Source organism: Plantactinospora sp. B5E13, from assembly GCF_039871775.1.
GTDB lineage: Bacteria > Actinomycetota > Actinomycetes > Mycobacteriales > Micromonosporaceae > Plantactinospora.
The window spans coordinates 1-20423 of sequence record NZ_JBDPLT010000081.1; the positions used below are offsets into that span (position 1 = coordinate 1).

20 protein-coding genes and 1 pseudogene are annotated in these 20423 nt (G+C 71.2%); 6 read left to right on the forward strand and 15 right to left on the reverse strand.

The genetic code is table 11. The features are described from left to right. Positions 1 to 118 (forward strand): annotated as a pseudogene (locus ABGB05_RS35955) (IS5/IS1182 family transposase); the annotation flags it as partial. Here the strand turns inward: ABGB05_RS35955 and ABGB05_RS35960 are convergent. From ABGB05_RS35960 to ABGB05_RS35985, 6 genes are all read right to left on the reverse strand, one after another. Continuing rightward, complete coding sequence (locus ABGB05_RS35960; RefSeq protein ID WP_347658500.1) at positions 106 to 300, reverse strand: hypothetical protein; 195 nt, start codon at positions 298 to 300, stop codon at positions 106 to 108. The pseudogene ABGB05_RS35955 and the gene ABGB05_RS35960 sit on opposite strands and share 13 nt — an antisense overlap. Before the next feature lie 71 nt (positions 301 to 371). Continuing rightward, positions 372 to 818, reverse strand: a complete 447-nt coding sequence (locus tag ABGB05_RS35965; protein WP_347658501.1) for a hypothetical protein — start codon at positions 816 to 818, stop codon at positions 372 to 374. 6 nt (positions 819 to 824) lie between these two features. Beyond that, on the reverse strand, positions 825 to 1697 hold the full coding sequence (locus ABGB05_RS35970; RefSeq protein ID WP_347658502.1) for a hypothetical protein: 873 nt from the start codon (positions 1695 to 1697) through the stop codon (positions 825 to 827). A gap of 424 nt (positions 1698 to 2121) precedes the next feature. Continuing rightward, positions 2122 to 2823: a hypothetical protein gene (locus ABGB05_RS35975; RefSeq protein ID WP_347658503.1), complete on the reverse strand. Its 702-nt coding sequence runs from the start codon at positions 2821 to 2823 to the stop codon at positions 2122 to 2124. A 31-nt stretch (positions 2824 to 2854) separates the two neighbouring features. Continuing rightward, on the reverse strand, positions 2855 to 3181 hold the full coding sequence (locus ABGB05_RS35980; RefSeq protein ID WP_347658504.1) for a type VII secretion target: 327 nt from the start codon (positions 3179 to 3181) through the stop codon (positions 2855 to 2857). A 6-nt stretch (positions 3182 to 3187) separates the two neighbouring features. Next, the gene (locus ABGB05_RS35985) at positions 3188 to 3514 is read right to left on the reverse strand and encodes a YbaB/EbfC family nucleoid-associated protein (protein ID WP_347658505.1); all 327 of its coding nucleotides are present in this window, start codon (positions 3512 to 3514) and stop codon (positions 3188 to 3190) included. A 503-nt stretch (positions 3515 to 4017) separates the two neighbouring features. Here ABGB05_RS35985 and ABGB05_RS35990 point away from each other — a divergent pair. Genes ABGB05_RS35990 through ABGB05_RS36000 form a run of 3 tightly spaced genes read left to right on the forward strand, consistent with a single transcriptional unit; the run spans position 4018 to position 11471 of the window. Continuing rightward, a complete protein-coding gene (locus tag ABGB05_RS35990) occupies positions 4018 to 6558 on the forward strand; it encodes an AAA family ATPase (protein WP_347658506.1) in 2541 nt (846 codons plus the stop codon). After that, positions 6555 to 10133, forward strand: a complete 3579-nt coding sequence (locus ABGB05_RS35995; protein ID WP_347658507.1) for a tetratricopeptide repeat protein — start codon at positions 6555 to 6557, stop codon at positions 10131 to 10133. The genes ABGB05_RS35990 and ABGB05_RS35995 overlap by 4 nt, the downstream gene beginning before the upstream one ends. A gap of 39 nt (positions 10134 to 10172) precedes the next feature. Continuing rightward, positions 10173 to 11471 (forward strand): CHAT domain-containing protein, encoded by a 1299-nt coding sequence (locus tag ABGB05_RS36000; protein ID WP_347658508.1) that lies wholly within the window; start codon positions 10173 to 10175, stop codon positions 11469 to 11471. On the opposite strand, the gene ABGB05_RS36005 is transcribed toward ABGB05_RS36000, so the two are convergent. The 7 genes from ABGB05_RS36005 to ABGB05_RS36035 all read right to left on the reverse strand — a co-directional run bounded on the left by ABGB05_RS36005 (position 11443) and on the right by ABGB05_RS36035 (position 17266). Beyond that, the gene (locus tag ABGB05_RS36005; protein ID WP_347658509.1) at positions 11443 to 12120 is read right to left on the reverse strand and encodes a response regulator transcription factor; all 678 of its coding nucleotides are present in this window, start codon (positions 12118 to 12120) and stop codon (positions 11443 to 11445) included. The two genes, ABGB05_RS36000 and ABGB05_RS36005, sit on opposite strands and share 29 nt — an antisense overlap. Beyond that, positions 12117 to 13388, reverse strand: coding sequence for a sensor histidine kinase (locus ABGB05_RS36010; RefSeq protein ID WP_347658510.1), 1272 nt, complete (start codon positions 13386 to 13388; stop codon positions 12117 to 12119). Before ABGB05_RS36010 ends, ABGB05_RS36005 begins: the two co-directional genes overlap by 4 nt. A gap of 6 nt (positions 13389 to 13394) precedes the next feature. Further along, entirely contained in the window at positions 13395 to 14933 is a 1539-nt protein-coding gene (locus ABGB05_RS36015; protein ID WP_347658511.1) for a multicopper oxidase domain-containing protein, read from the reverse strand. Beyond that, positions 14930 to 15133: a hypothetical protein gene (locus tag ABGB05_RS36020; protein WP_347658512.1), complete on the reverse strand. Its 204-nt coding sequence runs from the start codon at positions 15131 to 15133 to the stop codon at positions 14930 to 14932. The genes ABGB05_RS36015 and ABGB05_RS36020 overlap by 4 nt, the downstream gene beginning before the upstream one ends. A gap of 145 nt (positions 15134 to 15278) precedes the next feature. Further along, a complete protein-coding gene (locus ABGB05_RS36025) occupies positions 15279 to 16037 on the reverse strand; it encodes an SRPBCC domain-containing protein (RefSeq protein ID WP_347658513.1) in 759 nt (252 codons plus the stop codon). 141 nt (positions 16038 to 16178) lie between these two features. Then, positions 16179 to 16637 (reverse strand): DUF6069 family protein, encoded by a 459-nt coding sequence (locus ABGB05_RS36030; protein ID WP_347658514.1) that lies wholly within the window; start codon positions 16635 to 16637, stop codon positions 16179 to 16181. 5 nt (positions 16638 to 16642) lie between these two features. Beyond that, on the reverse strand, positions 16643 to 17266 hold the full coding sequence (locus tag ABGB05_RS36035) for a helix-turn-helix domain-containing protein (protein WP_347658515.1): 624 nt from the start codon (positions 17264 to 17266) through the stop codon (positions 16643 to 16645). Between the two features lie 157 nt (positions 17267 to 17423). Here ABGB05_RS36035 and ABGB05_RS36040 point away from each other — a divergent pair, with 157 nt between their 5' ends. Then, positions 17424 to 17801, forward strand: a complete 378-nt coding sequence (locus tag ABGB05_RS36040) for a YciI family protein (RefSeq protein WP_347658516.1) — start codon at positions 17424 to 17426, stop codon at positions 17799 to 17801. A gap of 145 nt (positions 17802 to 17946) precedes the next feature. Here ABGB05_RS36040 and ABGB05_RS36045 read toward each other — a convergent pair whose 3' ends face one another. Next, entirely contained in the window at positions 17947 to 18315 is a 369-nt protein-coding gene (locus tag ABGB05_RS36045; protein WP_347658517.1) for a VOC family protein, read from the reverse strand. 91 nt (positions 18316 to 18406) lie between these two features. On the opposite strand from ABGB05_RS36045, the gene ABGB05_RS36050 reads away from it, so the two are divergent. After that, positions 18407 to 19372: a WYL domain-containing protein gene (locus ABGB05_RS36050; protein WP_347658518.1), complete on the forward strand. Its 966-nt coding sequence runs from the start codon at positions 18407 to 18409 to the stop codon at positions 19370 to 19372. A gap of 10 nt (positions 19373 to 19382) precedes the next feature. Here the strand turns inward: ABGB05_RS36050 and ABGB05_RS36055 are convergent, their stop codons facing one another. Continuing rightward, a complete protein-coding gene (locus tag ABGB05_RS36055) occupies positions 19383 to 20114 on the reverse strand; it encodes a hypothetical protein (protein WP_347658519.1) in 732 nt (243 codons plus the stop codon). Between the last annotated feature and the right edge of the window lie 309 nt (positions 20115 to 20423).

A 20423-nucleotide genomic window follows, 5' to 3' on the forward strand; every position in this document is an offset into this window, starting at 1 on the left:
CACCCTCAAGACCTGGAAGGTCCTGGCCAAGCTGCGCTGCTGCCCGCGCCGCGCCACCGCGATCGTGCAGGCCATCCTCGTCCTGCACCACGTCGAAGCGAACCGCTACGCAGGATGAAAATCGCTCACTATGTGGGCAAGGGCATTCGGTGGCTGCGGCTCCGCCAACACCTGCTCTGTCGCGGCGATCTCACGCTGAACGCTCCGCACGTTGTACGCCGCCGAACCACGAATGTCGTCGACCGCCTCCTCGAAGCCGTCGGCATTCGCCAGGTAGTCCGCGCACAGATCGCTGACCACCTCAAGCGGAGTACGGGCGCTGAACTGCTCGGCACGCCTGCGGGCTGACTCGGGCAACCGGGACAAATCCATTACTGGCCCGGCTCGTCCGACCCTGCGGCCCGCTCTCCAGACCCACTCGTGGGCTCCGTAGTCCCGCGCTTCTGGAACCGCGCCCGGCGGGCGGCCTCCACCTCAGCAACCACCGCCCGCATGTGATCGGCCAACTCCGCGAGAAAGGCAGCCGCCCCCACGTCAGAGGGATCGTCCAGCACCCAGTTACCCCTCCAGGCCACGATGTGGGCCAGGGCATTCGGTGGCTGCGGCTCCGCCAGCACCTGTTCTATAGCAGCAATTTGCCGCTGAACATTCCGCACGTTATACGCCGCCGCGCCGCGAATGTCGTCGATGACTTCGTCGAAGCCATCGGCGTCCGCCAGATACCCCGCAACAAGATCGGTAACCACTTCCAACGGAGTACGGGCGAGGCGTTTTTCGGCGTGCCTGCGGGCCGACTCGGGCAACCGGGACAAATCCATACTGGCTCAGCCTTTCGGGTTGGCACTGGGGAATGCACTGAGAATATACGGCTCAGGTGGCTCAGAGCCGGGCACGATTCGGATCCGAATCTCGACGTAACTGGTCACATGATGATGGGCGTTACGCGGTCCTACGCCGTAGGATCCGTCGTTGTAATAACCCTCACCCACCCGCTTAGCGAAATCAAAACTGCCGTCGTGTCTCCCGTTAGCTGCCAGATCATCGCGAATACCCTCCCAGTGCTGGTTCACGTACTCGTTGATTGCCCTGTTCTGCACGGACGGGTTGTCCCAGCGGAACGAGTAATTCGAGTCGTTGTCCCACGGCGGGTCGCCGTAGATCCGGCCCTCGACGGTCCGGTCGGTGCCGGTCGGGTCACGCTCCAGCCGTATGTCCGGGCCGTGCCGTTCGTCGGTGTGCGGGTGTTCTCGCCCGGTCAGATGGCCGTAGCTCGCATCGTTACTGGCAATGTCGAACCGAGGCGGCTCATCACCGAGCTGCTCGTAGGTCTCGACGTACCGGCGGACCTCAAGTTCCGTAGCGGCGGCGTCGGCCCGGTCGGCCGCCTGCTCCGGCGTCTCACCGTCGCGTGGCGTGGGGTCCAGGTCGTCCTGCAACTCCTGGTCGGTCCGGTCAGCGGGTCGGTACGGCTCCTCACTGCCGTCCCCCGAACCGCCGCCGTCACCGTCACCCGGGCCGTCACCGATGCCAGGGTCGCCACCGGGGCCGCTGCCCGACGGAGTACCGCCACCTTCGGTACCCCCTCCTCCGGAGCCGCCATCCGTGCCGGCCGCACCGGCGCTGGTGCCGGCACCCGAGGCGCCCGGCGTGCCGGCCAACACGGGTGGGTTGCCGCCTCCGCCAAGCGCGGCGTCCATGCGCTGCCGCCAGTCAGGGATGTCAGTCGGCGAACCGGTCGGTGGTCCGCCCGGCCCCGGCGGCGAACTGGCGGTCCCCGGCACGCCGGATGTCGCAGGGCCGGCGGGATTCGCGGTCGTACCGGCCAGCGTCGGGTCCGTCGCTGATCCGGACGGCGGGGTACTCGGCGCGGACCCGCCGCCGAACGACGTCCCGGGTACGGGCCGGCCCAGTCGTGCACTCTCGCCGACGGACTGCTGTCCCTGACCGACACTCTGTGCGGACGCCGGCCCGCGCTGCCGCCCAACCGGTCTCGCGCCGGCAGTGCCGCCTGTGGGTACGTTCCTGCCACCAGTACCGCCCGTGGGCGTATCTCCGCTGCCGGCACCGCCCGTGGAGGTGTCACCACCGCCGCGCGGCCCCCGGGATCTGCTCATGGCCGCCTCACCCGTTCAGCAGGCGGGTGAGGTTGGTCAGGCTGTTGACCAGGGCAGTGACGAAGCTGAGAATCCGTCCGGTCCACTTGACGACGGCGGCGGCGATCTGCGCGGCGATCACCGGAAGCGTGACCACGAAGATGGCTTCGACGGCCCACACGATGACCCGTGCCACAAGATCCGCGATGAGGTCCCGGACGATGTCACGGGTGGCCCGTACGAGATCTCCCGCCGCCTGGGTCGCGACCGCCATCGCCGCCGAGATCCCCGCCAGTCCGGCCAGCGCGTCCACGTTGTGGACCATGAGATTCTGGTAGCTCTCGGCGGCGCCGCCCTGCCAGTCCGGCAGGTCCCGGCCCAGGTGTCCGTTCAGGTCGTTGACCATGGCCTGCAACTCGGCCGCCATGTTGTGCCAGGTCGCCGAGTGCGAGGCGACCACGTCCGGCATACCCGTGAGCTTGTCGAGAATCTCCCGCAGCGGCTCGAAGTACTCCATCGCCCATCCGAGCCCGTTCGCCAGCAACGCGCTGAACGGGTCGAGCACCGCTCCCGCGACCTCGAGCGCCATCCCGGTACCGGCCAGCAGATCGTCGACCCACCCCTCGCTACGGATCGCGTCGACCAGGCCCTCGACTGAGTCGGCCAGCGACGACCCGGTCCACACCTCACGCGTCGACTGCACACCGGCGATGAGCGACGGGTCGGTCATCGGAGCCGCCCCACCATGATCGAATGGGGCCTCACCACTGTTGTCCCGTCGGCCGGTACGACGCGCCGAGGCGCTGCGCGGCCCGACTGTCGACGTTGTCGTAGCCATCCGCCGTCTGCCGTAGGGCCTGCACGACCAGGGCGAGGTTTTCTTCGACGTAGGCGTACAACTCGTCCTGGCGCGTGTGTCGGCTCTCCAGCACCGCCGCGATCCACCGGCACAGCAACCCGTACGCCGCGTCGTTGCGCTCGATGTGCGCGCTGGCCGCCTTCACCGCGCCGAAGCGTTGCTGGACCGCCTCGACGTTCCGGGCGTGTGCGCGGATCTGCTCCGCCGCGACACCAAAACCGTTGGTCACCGCGTCTCACCGCCACCGCGGGCGATCGTCCTCGCCGCCCACCGACGGGTCCGGCATCCGCAACTGCCGCCCCACCCGCTCGGCGATCTCGTACCCGGCCGGCGAATCCGTGCCCACCGTCTCGGCGATGATCTGCTGCGCGCGTTCGCCCAACTGTCGCCCCGCGACAGCGATGGTCTGCATGATCGTCCTGGCCACCACGTCGGTCGACACCTGCCGGGTCCGCTCGCTGAGCCGCAGGTCGACCAATCGGCCGGTGGCGTCGATCGTCACTTCGACAAGCCCGTCGTCGTCGGCCGCGGTCATCCGCGCGTCCCGGAGTCGGGCGCTCATGGCCTCGGTGTCGATTGCTGTCCGGTGCACGCGTCCCCGCCAACGGGCTATTTCGTCATGGGCGCTGTCCGGATCCAGCAGACCACCCGCACCCGGGTCACCGCCCCACATCCGACCCCCAGCCATCGTCGACGGCAAATGCCTGGCCGGCACGCTAGCAAATGAGCGCGAGCTGCGGAGCCCACACCGGCGAGCTGCGGAGTCCCCGCCGGCCGGCTCACGACTGCGACGGACGGCTTTCCCGGTGCCGACCAGATTGGTCCGCGGCCGCTGACGGACCCACACCCGCCGGCATCGCACCCCCCGGCGACCCCGACCCGCGCGGCTGGCGAGTCGCCGACCCGACAGTCGGAACGCTGCCCGTCGTCCGGACGGCTGATTGCCGGGCCGTGAATGGTGGAGCATCGAACCGCGTCGCGCCCTATTCGCAAGTCGAAGGGCCCCAATCACTGGCTCGGCTTGCCCGGAGTCGCCATCATGGAACGACCGGAGGGGGAGTCTCGATGCGAGCAGGGTACCGATTACTTCTGTACGTCGCGCCATTCCTGATCTTTGCCACGTTGGTGACCCTCTTCCGTTTCTGGCCGCCGGCGATCATCAGCATCGCGGCGGTCGTCATCGGTGCCCTGCTGATGACCGTCCTGCTGGCGATCGTCCGGCGTCGACGGGACGCCCCACCGCCGGTGGCCGCCGTACCCGGTGGGCTCGAACGGACCGCCGACAGGCCCCGGGACCAGCCGGTGATCCCCGCTGAACTTCCGCCGCCGGGCCTGCTCGTCGGCCGCGACGACACGCTCACCGAGTTGCGGGCGCACCTGGCGGCACCGGCCGAGGAGCGGACCGGCCCGCGCCTGATCGTGCTGTACGGCGCCCGGGGCGTCGGCAAGACCGCGCTCGCCGTCAATCTTGCCCACCAGGTCGCCGAGGACTACCCGGACGGGCAACTGCTGTTCCGGTTCGACCGGGCCGGCGTGACCACCCCGGAGGACCGGCTCCGGGTTTTCGTCTGGGCCTTGAAGGGGCCGAAGGAGGACATGCCCGACCCGGCCGACCTGCAGAGCTGGTACCACGACCGTACGCAGCGCCGTCGGGTTCTGGTCATCCTCGACAACGTGGAGACGGTGGACCAGGTCCGGCCGCTGCTGCCCGCCGGTCCGGGCTGCCTCGCCCTGGTCACCGCGACCGACGAGCTGACCCCGCTGCGGGAGTCGTTCCCGCACCTGCGGAGCGTGCCGGTCGCACCGCTCATCCCGCCGGACGCGACCCGGCTGCTACGCGAACTGATCGGCGTCGACCGGATCTCGGACGAGGATTCGCCGCAGGCAGCCCGGATCGTCGCCGCGTCCGGTGGCTACCCGGTCGCCCTCTCCATCGCCGGCGCCGTACTCGCGAGCCGTCGCAACTGGACACTGGAGGTCGCGGTCCGCCGGATGGACGAGGCCGCCGCCGTCTCACCCGGCGACACCGGCGTTCCGTTCTCCGGCATCCTCGACCTGGCGTACGCCCTGCTCACCCGGACCGAGCAGAACGCGCTGCTGCTGCTCGGTCTGGCCGACACCGACCAGGTGCAGCCGTGGCTGCTCGCCGCCCTGTTGCGTGGTCAGCGCCCCGAGGAGGCGAGTTCACCGGGCCTCGCCGCCCGGCTGCTCGACCGGCTGGCGCTGGCCCGGTTCGCCGAGCGCCAGGTGGAGGACGACTCGGGCGTCTCGACGTACACCCTGCCCTGGTACGCCCAGGCGTACGCGACGGGCCGGCTGCGCGCCGAACGGCCCCCGTTGTCCCCGGAACTCCAGCAGCGGATCCGGGACGAACTGCGTTACGAACGGGACCGGCGGGCCGCCCGGGACGTGGAGCGCCAACTCCGCCAGACGGTCTACCAGCAGTTGGACGAGGGCCGGATCAACCAGGCCCTGGAGAGCGCACGGGAACTGCTGGCCTGGAGTCGTGACGACGACGTACGACGCGCGGACGGGCTCGGCCGGACGGTGCCGACCGGGGCCGGTACGACGACCGGGGCCGGTACGACGACCGGCGGCGCGACACCGGCCAGGGTCAGGGAGAGTCTCGCCCTGGTCGCGCTCGGCGAGGTGGTCGCCGAGTTCGGGTGGATCGACGCCGCCGCGGCGTACGCCCGGGAGGCCCGGAATCTCTCCGACGACTCACCACTGGTCACCGCGCGTGCCCTGCGGCTCTCCGGCAGCCTGCGGCTGGGCCAGCGACAGATCCCGAAGGCGGAGAAGGAACTCGCCGGGGCGCTGGAGGCCGTCCGCAACACCGAGGACCGGGGCGAACACATCCGGGTGCTGCGTGAACAGATCGTGCTGCAGGCGCTGCGCGGCGACCTGCTGCTCGGTCGGCAGTTCGCCGAACTCGCCGAGTCGATGACCGCGTCGGAGGACGGGACGGCACGCCGTGAACGTCCCGGGATCCTGCTGGCGCACGGCGTCGTCGAGCAGCTGTGCGGGGATCCGGAGCGGGCCCGGGAGCTGTTCGTCGAGGCGGAGCAGCTGACCGCCGACCCGGGCGCCCACCAGGAGCTGCGCTGCTGCTGGATCCGGTTGCAGCATGCCCGGCTCCTGCTGCAGGAGGAGAAGTACGACCAGAGCCGGGAGTTCGCGGTCACCGCCCTGTCCGGCTTCACGAAGGTGGAGCACCGCTACGGCGCGGGCCACGCCCGGCTCGAACTCGGCCGGGCGTACCTGGCGGAGGAGAACCTCGAACGGGCGGTGCCGCTGCTGGAGGAGAGCCACGGCACGTTCCGGCGGTGCGGCGACCGGTGGATCATGACGGACGCGGCGACCTCGCTGGCCCAGGCGTACCACCTCGCCGGCCGGGTGCAGGAGGCGACCGCGCTGCTCAAGGCGGCCAGGCAGACGTACACGAGGGTCGGTGACACGCACGGTCGCGCGCTGGCGGCCCGGCTGCTCTGGGAGGTGGAGTCGGACCTGCGTGACGAGCCGGCCGAGGCGGCCGAACCGGCCGGTGGACCGCCGGGCGCGCATGCGGCCCGGACCCGGCGAGCGACGACCGTCGTCACGAGATGACGGCAAGGGACGACGGACGGTCGGTCGAGCCGGTTCCACTGCGTTCGCGGCTGCAACGGCTCCGCCGCCGGGCGCGCTGGCTCCGGCTCTGGGCCGGCGCGATCTTCAGCGCTCTCTCGCTCACCCTGAGCACGCTCTACGAGAACATCCCGACCAGTTGGCAGTACGTCGCCCTCGCCGCGCTGAGTCTGATCGGCGCGGTCACCGTACTGCTGCTCGAACCTCCGGAGGCCGCGGAGGCCAACAGGGCCGCCACGCCCCGGGAGTCCCGCACACCGTCGGGAACCCCCACCCGGCTGGTGCCGTACCCGGAGGCGCGGCGCCCCGTCGGCCCGGGGTCGCGGCAGTCGACCGGCCCAGGCTCACGCCAGTCGACCGGGTCCGGGTCGCGACAGCCGACCGGGTCCGGGTCGCGACAGCCGACCGGGTCGCGGTCCGGCCGGCCGGGCAGCGCCGTCGACGGCGGCCCCCGCCCGGTGGACGGCTGGCTCGGCTGGTTGCCCAACCTGACCCGGTACTTCCGGGCCCCGATCGGTCGCTGGCGGGTCGAGGCGGTGCCCACCCTGCCCGCCCGCGACGACCTGTTCCGGGGACGGGACCGGGAACTCGCCGACCTGCGTACGCAGCACGACCTGCAGCGGGCGGCCCGGCCGGAGCCGCCCCGCCGGTCCTGGTGGCGCCGCCGGCAGCGGCCCCAGGCCCAGCCGGCGACCGGCCCGGTGGTGCTGCGGGTGCACGGCATGCCCGGGGTCGGCAAGAGTGCGCTCGTCGACGCGCTGGCCCGGGAACTGGCCGCCCAGTACCCGGACGGCCAGGTGTACGTCAGTCTCGGCACCGGCAGCGCCCACCGGCCACCGCACGAGATCCTCCAGGAGTTGCTGCTCGCCCTCGGCTGGCAGGTCGGTGAGATGCCGGCGCAGACGGAGGCCCGGGCCGTGGTCTTCCGCTCCCTCACCGCCCGGAAACGGATGCTGTTCATCCTGGACGCGGCGCGCAGCGCCGAACAGGTGCGGCTGGTCATGCCGAACTCCCCGACCACCGCCGTACTGATCACCAGCCGGCGCGACCTGCGCTGGCCGGACCACCTGCCGACACCGTCGTACCACCTGCCGCCGTTGGACGCCGACGACGCGCTGGAGATGTTCGCCGCGGTCTCCGGGGTACCGGACGGGGTCCGCCCGGAGTGCGTCGCGGAGATCGTCGACTACTGCGCCGGCCTGCCGCTCGCCATCCGGGCCGCCGCCGAACGGGTGGCCGAGGACCGCGCGGACGCCTGCCAGGTCGCGGGCTTGCTCCGGGAGGAACGCTCCCGGCTGGGCTGGCTGGTCCGGCCGGGCCGTCCGCTGCGGCGGCACCTGCGGACCGAGTACGAGCGGCTCCTCCCCCAGGAACAGACCGCCCTGGCGCTGCTCTCCCTGATCCCGTCCGCCACCTTCGTGCCGTGGGTGCTGACCCCGATGATGGAGCTGCCGAGCGGCGAGGCGGACGCGCTCGTCGACCGGCTGGCCAGCGCGCAACTGCTGCAGGACCAGGGGATGGACGACACCTCGCGGGTCGCCCGGTACGGCCTGCACCCGCTGGTCCGGCTCTTCGCCGCCGAGCAGGCCGCCCGACTGCCCCGGACCGAGGTCGGGGCGGCCTTCGCCCGGCTGGACGAGGCGTACCTGGAGGTGGTCGCCGCAGCCCTGGACGTGCTGGAGGTGGACTTCGCCGCCGTCGACCCGCCCCGCTGGCTGTCCGCCACCTCGACCCTGCCGAAACGGATCGCGGACAGCCCCCAGCAGTGGGTACGTCTGGAGTATCCGAACCTGCTCCGGCTGGTCCGCGCGGCCAACATCCCGGACCGGATCTGCTGGCGGATCGGCGCCTGGCTGGACGGCTGCGTACCGGCCGACGTGTCCACCGCCGACACGCTCGACGCGTACCGGATCGCCAGTCAGGCCGCCGAACGGGAACAGGAGTGGCTCGGCCTGGTCGACGTACTGCTGGCCGCCGGGACGTTCCTGGTCGCGGTGGAGCGGTACCGGGAGGCCGAGGAGACCTTCGACCGGGCGACGGCCCTCTGTGAGCGGCTGCGACGCGACGACCCCGGCGACAACTCGCCGGAGGCCCGGAAGGCGACGCTCCGGCTGGCCACCGTCCGACGCAAGATCGGCGAGGCGTTTGTGCAGGCCGCCCGGTACCGGGAGGCGGTGAAGACGCTGGAGGACGCGCACCGCCACGCGGTCGCCGTCGACGAGCAGGGCGAGCAGCGGCTGGTCCGGGTGCTGCTCGGCGAGGTGCACCACGTCGACACGCCGGAGGCGGCCAAGGACGAGCTGCTCGACCCGAGGATCCCCGACGCCACCCGGTACCGGATCCTGCTGGCGCTGGCCGAGGCGGCGCGGCGGCGCGGCGACTGGAACAGCGCCGACAGGTACTTCGGCCAGACGCTGCAGTTCGTGGCGAGTGACCAGCGCCGCAAGGCGACCGTGCAGTACCGGATGGCCCGGTCGCTGCTCGGCCGGGCGGTCGCGGAGGACGGCGACGGGACCACCGAAACCTGGGCGGCGGTGCGGGCCGTCCGGCGGGCCGCCGCGGCCGCGGTCACCTTCCAGCGGATGGGCAACCCGATCGGCGAGGTACGGGCGTACTGCCTGCTGGCCCGGGCCGTACTGGCGTTGGACTGGTGGGTGGAGGCGGACCGGCTCGCCCATGTCGCCGCCGGCCGGCTCGACCTGCTGCGGGTCCGGGGTGAGCCGACCGCGGTGCTGGCCGCACTCGCCGCCCGGCTGGACCGGGTACGCGGTGAGATCCGGCTGCGGGCCGGTGACCGCGAGGCGGCCCGGCACCTGCTGATGACCGCCGTGGCGACCTTTGCCGAGCAGGAGGACTGGGCGGCGCTCGGCGACGTCCTGCGCACCCTGGAACAGGACCAGGTTGATGGTCGGGGGCCGGTGCTCACCGCCGGCTGGGCGCTGCCCGCCGGGCTGCCGCGTCCGGAACTTCCGTTCCCGTACGCCGCGGTGCCGACGGCGCGGGATCCTGGGGCGGTACCGGGACGGTTGCGGGAGGAGATCCGGCAGGCGCTGACACCGGCGCCGGCGGTGGCGTTCCGGGGCGCGGTCGGTGTGCAGTTGAGTGGACCGGCCACCGGGGCGGTACCGGGCACCGAGCCGGTGCCGGTCTGGCGCGCACCGGTCGGCCGCCGCTGCGACCTCACCGTGGTCGTCGCGACCGGGCAGCGGCCGTACGCGCTCGGCGAGCACCCGGTGCTCGACCCGCCGTCGGTGTGGCGTCCGGCGGCGGCGGCCGGTACGGCGGCGGCGGAGGTTCCGCTGACCGTGCTGGTCGACGCGCCGTTTGTGGAGGTGTCCCGGCCGGAGTTGACCGTCACCTGTCCGGCCAGCGACGCCCAGGTCCGGCACCGCACCGAGCTGGTTTTTCCCGAGCCGGGCGAGCACGAGGTGCGGATCGTGCTGCTCTCCTCGGACCGCCTGGTGCAGTCCCTGCCGATCCAGATCGAAGCGGTTCCGGACGACGTACCGGCCCGCCTGGTGCCGTCGGGCGGCCCGGGCCACGGCGGTGACGGGTGAGCGACGGCGTCCGATCCGGACCGGACGGGAGGGTGACGGATGAGCGAGAGTACCGGCGACCGGACGAACCGTCGGCCCGCGGTGCGGGTGTACACGACGGAGCACGAGGGCGCGCTGCGGCTCGACCTGGAGGCGCCGGCGGTCGGGGACAGCCTGGCGGTCCGGCTCGCCCCGCTCGCCGAGGTACGTCAGCACGGCGCGAGACTCCATGTCGGCCTTGCCCGGATCCTCCGGGAGCAGCGGAGGCGGGCCGTCGCCGCGGCGACGGCGGACCCGGTGGAGGCGGCATGGGAGAACCTGACGGCGGCCGGTGACAGTCTGACGGCGCTCGGCGCGTACGGCCGGGCGTTCCTCTTCGACGTGCTCGCCGATCCGCAGGGTGACTCGGGCCGGCTGGTCGAGTTCCTGCGTACCGCCTGTCCGACCTGGCGCGCCCGCTCGGCCGAGCCGCCGCTGATCCACGTCGTCACCCGCGCCGACCATGTTTTTCCGTGGGAGTTGCTGCCGTTGTTCGCACCGACCCGGCCGCCACCGGTACGTGACCAGCCGGGGCTGGAGTCGGCCGCGCTCGCCTTTCCGGGTTTCGCCGCGGTGGTGGAGCGCCGGGACCGGGACGATCCACAGTGGAGCCTGGACCTCGCCGGCTGGGAGCGGTTGCCGGTCCGGATGGTCTACCACTCCGGCTATCCGGGGGCCCGCCGGGAACTCGACTTCTTCCGCAGTCGGGGTGACCGGCTGCGGCTGGAGGGGCCGTACCCGGACGACCTCGACAAGCCGGACGCGCCGAGCCTGGCCGCCCAGCTCTGCGACCCCACGCTCGGCGTCGACGGCAGTCGGGGGGTGCCCGCCGACCAGATCCTGCACTTCGCCTGTGACTGTGAGGCCCGGCCGGAGGACCCGGACGGGCACGGCTACCTGCTCGCCGACGAGCAGCGCCGGGAGTTGCGGGTCCGGCTCACCGAGTTGAAGGCAGACCTGGTGGAGCGGTGGGTGGCCCAGGGGCCGGGGCGGGCGGGGACCGACAAACCGCTGGTCTTCCTCAACGCCTGCGGCACGGCGGTGATGGACCCGCACAGTGCGATCTCGCTGCTGCAGCCGTTCCAGCGCAACGGCAACCGGGGCGTCATCGGCACCTCGGCGAACATTCCGGACGGGATCGCCGCCGCGTTCAGCCGGTGGTTCTACACGGGGCTGCTGACCGGTGCGACGGTGGGGCGGGCGTTGCACGAGGCGAAGTGGCGGCTGCTGCGGGACCGGGGCAGCGTGCTGGGGTTGCTGTACTCGTTGCACGGGCTCGCCGGCATGCGGGTCACCCCGGTACCGGTCCGCCCGGGGTGACCAGGCCCGTCTCGTACGCCAGCCTCACCAGTTGCGCCCGGTCCCGAGCGCCGAGCTTGCTGATGATCCGGCTGACGTGGGTCTTCGCGGTCAGCGGGCTCATCCGTAGGGCACGCCCGATGCCCGTGTTGTCCAGGCCAGCAGCGACCATCGCGAGCACCTCCCGCTCCCGGTCGGTCAGCCCGGCGAGCTGTTCCGGAGCGACCCGGGGCGGCGCCGGGCGCCGTTTGAACTCGTCGATCACCTGACGGGTCACGCTCGGGCTCAGCAGTCCCTCGCCGGCGGCGACCACCCGCACCGCCTGGCACAACTCGTCCCGGCCCACCGTCTTGGTCAGGAAGCCGCTCGCCCCGGCCCGGAGTGCCTGGAAGACGTACGCGTCGATGTCGAACGTGGTCAGTACGACGACGCGTACCCCGGCGGTCTCCGGGTCGGAGGTGAGCCGCTCGGTGACCGTCAGACCGTCGAATCCGGGCATCCGGATGTCCAGCAGTGCGACGTCGGGCCGGGTGAGCCGGGCCAACCGCAGTGCCTCGACGCCGTCGGCAGCCTCCGCCACCACCTCGATGTCGCCGTCAAGAACCAGTAGCCCGCGCAGACCGGTCCGGACGAGTTGCTGGTCGTCGGCGATGAGTACCCGGATGCTCATCGCCGTCCGGCCCCGCCGAAGCTCCGCCCACCGTCCGGCGCGCCTCCCGGGACGGCCCCCGCCGGGGCCGCCACCTCCGGCAAGCTCACCGGAGCGTCCGACGGCCGGGCCGGAGTCACCGGTGACGCGGCGGGCAGCGGCAGCCAGGCCCGGACGGTGTAGCCACCGGTGGGCGCCGGTCCGGCGTCAAGGGTGCCGCCCAGGCTGTCGGCCCGCTCCCGCATCCCGGGCAGGCCATGGCCGACGACGGTGGATGGTGGGTCGGTGCCGGCCGGTGCGGGCGGCGTACCGTCGTCGGTGATATCGAGGTGTACCCCGTCCGCCGCGTAGCGGAGCGTCACCACGACGCGGGTGGCGTGCGCATGCCGCAGCACGTTCGTGACCGCCTCCTGGGTGATCCGGTAGACCGTGAGCCCGACCGCGGGTGGCAGGGGGCGGGACCGGCCGATCCGTTGCAGGCTGGCACGCAGGCCGGTGTCGGCCGCGCGGTCGAGGAGCGCGTCGAGTTGTGTCTCGTCGGGCAACGCCTGCCGGTCGGGCCCGGTACCGGGTTCCCGGAGCAGGCGTACCGCCGACTGGAGTTCGTCGATCGCGTTCCCGTTGATCTGCCGGGCGCCGTCGAGCACTTCCCGGGCCGCGTCCGGATCCACGTCGAGCAGTTCCCGGGCCAGGTTGAGCTGGACGCCGACCACCGTGACGGTGTGTGCGGTGACGTCGTGCAACTCCCGGGCGATCCGGATCCGTTCCGCCAGCATCAGCCGCGCCGCCTCTCGTCCACGCTGCTCCTGTTCTGCGGCGAGCCGGGCGTGCGCCTCCCGGGCGAGCAGTTCCCGGGCGCGGACCGCGGCCCCGGCCATCAGCGCCAGGCCCAGGATCGCCGCCTCCCGGAGCACGCCGTCGAGCAGTTCGAGCGGACCGACCCCGGCGTGCAGCACCCAGCCGGTCGAGACCAGCAGGGTCGAGGTGCCGATCGCCGCTCCGATCAGCGGTTGACCGGCGCGGGCCACCGCGTAGAGCGGGACGAGCAACGGCCAGATCGGCGAGATGCTGGGAAAGTCGGTCAGGTTGTAGGTCATGACCGCGACCAGGGACAGGACCAGGACGAGTACCGGGCGACGGTGGCGCAACAGCAGCAGACCGCCGACGGCGAGGCCGAGCGCACCGGCGACCACCGGGGAGGAGCGCTCGGCGGGCTCGGCGGACACCTCGGTCGCGACCGTGACGGCGACCGCGACGGCCAGGGCGAGTGGTACGTCGAACCGGCCCATCGGTCCTCACTTTCCGTGGCCGGTGTGCGGGTCGACGAGCCTTCCCGGCACCAGCGGCGCGTCCTGAGCCGACACGGTAAGGAATTGTCCCATCATTCCGGCATCCTCGTGGGCGAGCAGATGGCAGTGGAACATGTACGGCGTCCGTGCGTCCGAGTGCGCCAGGAACCGTACGGCCAGCCGGACCCTGCTGCCCGGTGGCACGTACACGGTGTCCTTCTCCCCGGTCAGGTACGGTGCGGGCGGCCGGCCGTTCACCTCGTGCACTCGGAACGCGGCGCCGTGCAGGTGGAAGTTGTGTGGGATCAACTGGCCGTTGACGATCTCCCACCACTCCACCGTTCCGGTCCGGACCACCCGGTCGATCCGGGTCGGGTCCATGGTCCGGTCGTTGAGCAGGAAGTCCCCCATCGTGATCCGGAACGGCGGCGCCGCACCGGCATCCGTAACGGGTGGCGCCGGGGCGCCCAGTCGCTCCGGTGGCGGCGCCGCCGGCCGCAGCGTGTCGGCCGTCACGATCTTCAGCAGGTCGAAGGTGTCGTGGCCGCCGGCGAGTCGGCGGTAGACGGCGTTGCCACCGAGCGGCGGTGGGAAGCTCCGCAGCACCACCTGCTCGCCGGCCCGGAACGGCACGACGATCTCGGCCCGCTCGCCCGGCGAGAGCATCAGCCGGCGTAGCGGCAGCGGTTGCTCCCGCAGTCCCGCCTCGGTTGCCACCAGCGCGAACTCACGGTCGTCGGTGAACCCGACGGAGAAGACCCGGGCGTTCGCGCCGTTCAGCAGCCGAAATCGGACCTGTTCGGCACCGACCTCGACGTACGGGTCGTACGTCCCGTTCACCAGGATCCGGTCGCCGAGCAGACCGGTGATGGTGAGCCCGCCGAAGCCGAGGTCCGACTCGTCCAGGGAGCCGTCGTCGCGAAACGTCCGATCCTGCAGGATCAGCGGAATGTCGTCGTCGCCGTACCGGTTCGGCAGCCGCAGCGTGTCGGACTCGTCGTCGTCGATCAGGAACAGCCCGGCGACGCCCCGGTAGACGTGTGCGGCCGTATGCGCGTGCAGGTGCGGGTGGTACCAGAGGGTGGCGGCGCGCTGCTCGACCGTCCAGTACGGCCGCCACACCTGCCCCGGCGCGATCGGTTGGTGCGGTCCGCCGTCCATCGCCGCCGGCAGGTGCATGCCGTGCCAGTGCACAGAGGTGGTCTCCGGGAGCTGGTTGGTCACCTCGACCGCGACCCGGTCGCCGCGCCGGACCCGTAGGGTCGGCCCGAGGATCGATCCGTTGGCGCCCCAGGTCCCGGTGCTGGTACCTGGGAGCAGTTCGGTACGCCCGGCGGCCAGGGTGAGCCGGAACCGTTTGCGGCCGTCGTGGTCGGTCGACGGGGTGAGCAGCGGAGGAACGGCCAGCCGGTTGCGGAAGGTGAGGGTGCCGACGTTGGTGCGCCCGGACTCGGCGTAAAGGTATCCGCCGATACCGGCGGCCGGGGCGGCCAGCAGACCGCCGGCCACGGCGAGCCCGCGCAGCAGGGTGCGTCGTCTGGTCACCGTGCCCCCCGGCGCAGCCCGTACAGCAGCAGGACGGCGCCGATGGCGACCACCCACCAGCCGAGCAGCGCCTCCGGCATCGGGACCAGTCCGGGGTCGTCCAGCCAGACGTGCGGCGGTACGAAGAACCAGCCGAGGTTGAAGACCAGGCCGACGAGTACCAGTACAAGTCCGGCCCAGCGCAGTTGTTTCCCAGTCATGCCCGGACGGTAGGACGGCGGGGTGGGCCGCGTCGTCCGCCGCCGGGAGTCGGAACCGCTACTCCCCCTGGTGTACCACCCTGAGCCCACCCCGATTCCCGGTCCGGCCGGCGGGCCGCCCGGAGTATCGGACCTCCGGCGCCGGTCAGCCGACCGGGAGCCGGTCCAGCCACTCCTGCCAGATCCGCTCGGTGCGGGCCGGGTCCGGGTCGGCGGCGAAGATGTGGTGGCCGACGACCAGGGCGTTGCCCCGCTTGGTGCCGGAGTGCAGGAAGCGGTAGATCGCGTCGTCGGTGCGGACGCCGACGTAGGTGGGCAGGCACACGAGGTCGACGACACCGTCGATCGGCGGCAGCCCGTCGACGGTGAGCCGGGCCGGGGTGCCCTCGGTGACCGGTCCGGTGATGCCGAACGCGTCGGCGACCGCGGCCCAGACCTGGTCCGGGTCGCCTGCACCGGGCCGGAACGCGGTGACCGGGGTCGCGGTGCGGCCGGTGAAGTGGGCCAGGTACGCGGCCAGGCTGCCCAGGTACATGTCCCAACCGACCTGCATCGCCTCGTACTCGGTTTCCCAGTTGTCGCCGAGCACGCCGCTCTGCACCAGCCGGAGCACGGTGCTGCCCTGGTCGCGTCCCTCGATGAGGTATTCGGTGGCGAGGAAGGTGCCGTCCGGGCCGGGCTCGGTCCGGTTCGCGAACCGCTTGCCGGGTTCCCAGGCGGTCACGGTCGCCTCGGCGACCTGGCCGAGCATCGAGAAGCGCGTCTGGCCGCCCTCGCGCGGCTCGACCTCGCTGCGCCCCATGAACCAGGAGTCGATGCCGGGGCCGGTGGCGATCGCCGCCCAGACCTCTTCCGGCGTCCCGGCCAACTCGATGGTCTTCTGCAGTTCGAATGGGTGTCCCATGGCGGGGTTTCTCCGTCCTTCTGGTCAGATCGGGCCGGGCCGGGCCGTCGCGTCGGACGTTCCGGACCCGGCATGTGCCGCGCCCTGTCGGGCGTCGGGCGGGTGGTTCGGTGGCGATGCGGGGGACCGGTGGGGGCCGGGTCAGCGGCGGCCGCGACCGGTGCGGTGGCGCAGCATCGGCGCCAGCGCGACGGCAACCGCGACGTGGATCAGGCAGAGCATGATCCGGGTGTCGGTGGTCGCCTGGTGGAGGAAGACCGGGACGAAGGAGGCCAGCAGCACCACAGCCGCCAGCACGCTCCAGATGGCCCGGGCGTGCCGGGTGAACCGTTCCAGCAGGGCCAGGGTCCCCCAGCCGAGCAGGGCGAAGAGCAGGGCGAAGACCGCGATCTCCGGCAGGATGAGCGGGTGCGGCACCGGGTTGTTCGGCGCGACGAGTGCGAAGTCGGTGCCGGCCGCGCGGGGCACCAGGTAGAGCAGGCTGCTGGACACGACGGCGGCGGCGACCCCGAGGGCGCGTTGGCGGCGACGCCCAGCCGCGGTGGTGGGTTCGGCGATCTGGACGGTCGGGTAGGTCGCGATGGCGGTGGCGCTGGTCATGTCACTCACTCCTCGGCACTCGTGTCGTCTGTTGGTCTGGTGGGCGGCGGGTCGGCACTCGGGTGCAGGGCGAGCAGCACCCGGTGCTCGCGACCGCCGGGGGCCTTCTCGTCGTGGTACCTGCTGACCAGGGCGGTGACGGCGCTGGCAAGTTCCTCGGCGAACGCGGCCCGGTCGGCGGCGGACGCGAACCGTACCCGGCCGTCGACGGCGAAGGTGGCGACCCGCTTGCTGGCCCGGTCGGCGCCGGTGATCAGGGCGCCGACGTCCTGGACGAGTCGGGCGGCCAGCGCCAGCAGCCAGCGGGCGGAGAGCCGGTCCGGTGGCTGGGCCGCCGGGTCGGGCCGTACGGCGGACAGGGCGACCGGCGAGATCACGTACGACGCCGCGGTGGCCCGCATGACCCGTTCGGTCATGTTGCCCTTGCGGCGTTCCTCGACCAGCTCGATCAGGCCGTGCTGCTCCAGGGCCCGAAGGTGGTAGTTCACCTTCTGTCGGGCCAGACCGACCCGGGTGGCCAGCGTCGCCGCCGACGCCGGCTCGCTGAGGGCGGCCAGCAGCCGGGCCCGGATCGGGTCCAGTGACGCCTCGGCCGCCGCCGGGTCCTCGATCACCGCGATGTCGAACATGCCCATACTCTGACACCGACAACCTGCTTAGTCAAGACAAGAAATTTTGTCGGCGCGTCCGAGGCAATCAGCTCCACCGGCGTGTCGATTCCGGGCCGCTCCGTTCGTCGTCAGGCTGGGCGGCGAGCGCCCCCGCGACGACCCGAGGGAGACAAGCGTGAAGTACCTGTTCCTGCTCTACGGTGACCCGACCGGCGACCCGACCGAACCGGCGGCGGTCCAGGCCGAGATCGACACCTACTGGGCGTACGACAAGCTGCTCGCCGACACCGGCGCACTGCTCGACAGCCAGGCGTTGCAGGGCACCGAGACCGCGACCTGCGTCCAACTCGGCGCCGACGGCGGCCGGACCGTCACCGACGGGCCGTTCGCGGAGACCCGGGAGATCCTCGGCGGCTATTACCTGGTGGACCTGCCGGACCTGGACGCCGCCGTCGACTGGGCCGCCCGCTGCCCGGCCGCGTCGCGCGGCACGGTCGAGATCCGGCCGGTCCTGGAGTTCGACAAGCCGGAATGGTGGTCGGATCCGGCGTGACCGAGGTACACGCCGTCGAGCGGGTCTTCCGCGAGGAACACGGCCGGCTGCTCGCCCGGACCCACCTTGTGGATGATCTTGCGGAGTCCGAACTTCCAACGGCAGGCGCGACACCTATCGTGCGCGCCTGTCGCATGGCGGCTGTTCAGTCCTTCGGTGCGACCCGGACACGGTTCCCGTCAGGATCGGCTGCGAGGAAGGTCAGCCCGAACCCCGCATCGCGAGGCTGGTCCAGGATCGTGACGCCCTTGGACTGCCACTGTTTGAAGATCGCGTTGATCTCGTCGGGTCCACCGCCGCTGATGGCCAGGCACACCTCACTGGTACGCGGGACGTCCGGCGACAGGTCCTCGAACTGGCCGGACCACAGAGCGAGGTCAGCGCCTGGTCCGAGGTCGAAGGTGATGTATCCCGGAGTCTCGAGCGAGGGGCTCATGCCGAGGAGGTCGCCGTAGAAACGGGCTGCGGCGGGAGCGTCGCTCACATAGACGATGGACACGACGGACGTGGTCATGTTGTTCCTTCTCGCAGGTCGTAGGTACGCATCCACCAGCCTGGCCGGAATATGCGCCGCATCGTGTCGCAATTCCTGAAAAACTTGGTGGGTGACCCCGGACCGCTTCTTCGCCCTGCTGCTGCTCCTGGAATCGAGGGATGGCGCGACCACACAGGACCTTGCCTCGGCGCTCGGGGTCTCCCTGCGAACCATCACCCGGGACCTGAACTGGCTCCGCGACGCCGGTCTGCCGGTGACCGCACACCGGGGCCGCCTCGGCGGCGTGACCATGCTGCCCGGGTCCGGGCTCGACCTCACGCGGCTCACGGCTGACGAGCGTGATCACCTCTCGCTCATTGGGCTGGATGAGATACAACGCGCGGAGCTCGACGCCTCGGTCGAAAGCCGGCGCGCGCTCGCCAAAATCGCAGCGAAACAGTCACGTCGAGATCAGGAACTCCTACCGCTCACCGACGTAGTGCACGTGGACAGCCGTCCCTGGCTCCAGACATCAGCGTCCGGCACGACTCCGGCTTCGCTGATCGGCTCGGTGCGGCGAGGTCGCCGGCTACGGATCGAGTACAACAGCTCACGCGAGTCATGTCCACGCGACCTGGTCGTGGATCCCTACGGGCTGTTCGCCAAGGCCGGCGTCTGGTATCTCATCGCCGACTGTGCCCGGGTGCCACGGATGTACCGACTCGAACGGATCACGACGTGGAAGGAAGTCGATCAGCCACGACGGATCCGCGAGAACCAGACCCTGGCCACCGTCGCTGCCGCGCTCATTGATCAGTGGGCACACAACCACGCGATAGAGGTCAGCGCCACCATCGACCAGTCCCAGATCGAGCGGGCGGATCGGATTTTCGGCCCACGACTCGTCCGGGACGACCGGGAAGAATCCGCCACCGACCACAAGGTAACAATTCGCTTCCTGCATCTAGAGGACGTGCGAGCATTGCTGCCGTTCGGGGACGCCATTACTGTGCACGGCCCCACCGAAGCCCGGGCTCACCTCCGCACCCTCGCCACCAACCTTGCCCACCACTACGCGCCGTTACCAACGTCCTGACCACCAACACCTAGTACTCCAGCCGCACTTCGTGATTTATGAACTGCCTTCGCCGGTCTTCCAGCCTGGTTCGGAAGGGCGCGTAGTCGTGATCCGGAAAGATCTCTGGGAAGATCCGCAGCATGTTTCGCATGGCGTCCGCGGCGAACTGGAAGTTCATGTCCTGGGCGTCCACCTCGGCGAACAAGTACTGCCAACCGTAGGTTCCCTTGGTCACCAGGAGCGCATCGAGGTAGTCGCAGTAGTCCAGGTCGAGCTTGTGCAGGCGGCTGGTTCCGTCGAAGAACCACACCTCGGGGGACGTCGCACCCGGTCGGATCCGCAGGCTCGTGAACGATCCGCCCCCGCCCTTCGGGTGTTCGTCAAAGGGCCGCAGTTCCTCGTACGACTCCGGCCCGGACTCGGTGTCGACCTCGAGGTCCAGGTCTTCGACCCCGCCGAACATCGCGGCGCCCAGGTGACGGACCGAGAACTCGCCGGTTTGGTAGAGGTCGCCCTGCTCCACGGCCCAGTGGCTGGACACCGCTTCGAAGCGGAGGAAGCTCCGCTGGAGGCGGGGGTCCAGTTCCACCCCGCACTCCTCGGCGATGAGCTGGAAGGTTTCGTCCGCGTCCCCGACGAACTCCTCCACCGGGCCTCGCTCCTCGTGCATGACCTGCACTGCCGGAGCGCTCTGAAGCTCGTCCAGCATCCGCACATAACGACGCTCGTAGTCCGTGAGCCTTCTCAGGTCGTACATCACCTCTCGACAGGGTCCTTGCACACGGCTTCGCTGCGGTCCCCGCCCAGGGGATCCCCGGGTCCTGATCCTGCCAGAAGCGATCGACAACGCAGGGCCGACCGCTCGGCCTGTAAACGGCCGCTCGCCCTATGGACGGTGTCCCGAAAGGACAGTCCATACGTCACGAAGTGTGGCTGGAGTGTTAGGCCGTGTGTCATAAGTGCCCTGTGGTCCTGGCTGTGAGGTAGATCGGCTGGGCGTGTCGGTGACCGGGATGCGGTGAGGTCTCCGGTAGATGGGTTATCGACCAAGACAACCATCTGCACGGAG